General features: G+C 39.1%; 2 protein-coding genes. One reads left to right on the forward strand and one right to left on the reverse strand.

Annotated elements, in window-relative coordinates; genetic code table 11:
* Positions 1 to 124 precede the first annotated feature (124 nt).
* Positions 125 to 397 (forward strand): LapA family protein, encoded by a 273-nt coding sequence (locus tag MiAbW_RS19115; protein WP_151697350.1) that lies wholly within the window; start codon positions 125 to 127, stop codon positions 395 to 397.
* Between the two features lie 31 nt (positions 398 to 428).
* Here the strand turns inward: MiAbW_RS19115 and MiAbW_RS20350 are convergent, their stop codons facing one another.
* Complete coding sequence (locus MiAbW_RS20350; protein WP_238707365.1) at positions 429 to 740, reverse strand: ISAzo13-like element transposase-related protein; 312 nt, start codon at positions 738 to 740, stop codon at positions 429 to 431.
* Positions 741 to 994: the final 254 nt, after the last annotated feature.

Raw genomic sequence — 994 nt, forward strand, 5'->3', positions numbered from 1 at the left:
GTTGGTGGGATTTAACCGATAACGGTAATTTCTGGCCCCACGGAGGTTTAGTTAATAGGTTTCTAACTCCGAAATTAGCCTATAAAAGGTTAAAAAATCTCCTACAAACCTGGCGAGAACAAGCATGAATACAATGACTAATTTTTTAGCTAGTGCTATTGTCGGTGGTTGGATTATGACTATGGCAGTTTTTGCTATCCAAAATATCCAACCAGTTTCTTTAAAGTTTCTACAATTTGAGTCAATTAAAGTACCTATCGGTGTTTTATTGGCGTTTTCTTTGGGAATAGGATTTTTGATCGCCGCAATTATTCCCGCTTTTTTTAGAAAGTCGAAAAAATCTCCTCGCAGTCGCTTTTCTCCTCCACAATCGGGGTTAGACGAGTTGGATTTTTAAATAGGGGACTTGCGTAAAAATAAGATGCCAGCTAGGAGGGTAGAACCGTCACATCCCATTTAGGCAAAGTTTCAGAACACTGCCAGAAAGGTTGCAATTGTTCTAATTCTTTAGTCAAAACCTTCACCCCTTTTTCATAAGTTCCTTCTACCAAATTTACTAGAGGCTTTATGCCCTTCCAAGTCATGTTAGAAGCCCAATTAAGAGCCGCATCAATTGAATCTAAAATTGCCCCATTCCAATAGTTCTCTAAGACTGCCCAACACCGTTCAATGGGATTATATTTACTATGGCATTTGCGGGTAGTAGATGAGCCGTATTTGCCACTGCGTTTTTTGGGCAAATTCTACCATTCTTTTGATAAATTGAGTGCGGTTGCTGCGAGTGGCTGCGCCTGGTGTCTAAATCAATGACTAATTCTTCTAACCCTTGATAGATTAATTGATTTTCTTGCCACCACAACTTTAAACAATCTACTAGAAAATCTGATGTTTCAGACGATTGACCGAAATAAATTTACAGGCGTTCTCCCCTGACATCTAGAATTCCTAAAGGGACTAAAACAGCCATCCATTCACTATCATGATCATCAGCTTT

Source organism: Microcystis aeruginosa NIES-4325 (genome assembly GCF_008974145.1).
GTDB lineage: Bacteria > Cyanobacteriota > Cyanobacteriia > Cyanobacteriales > Microcystaceae > Microcystis > Microcystis aeruginosa_G.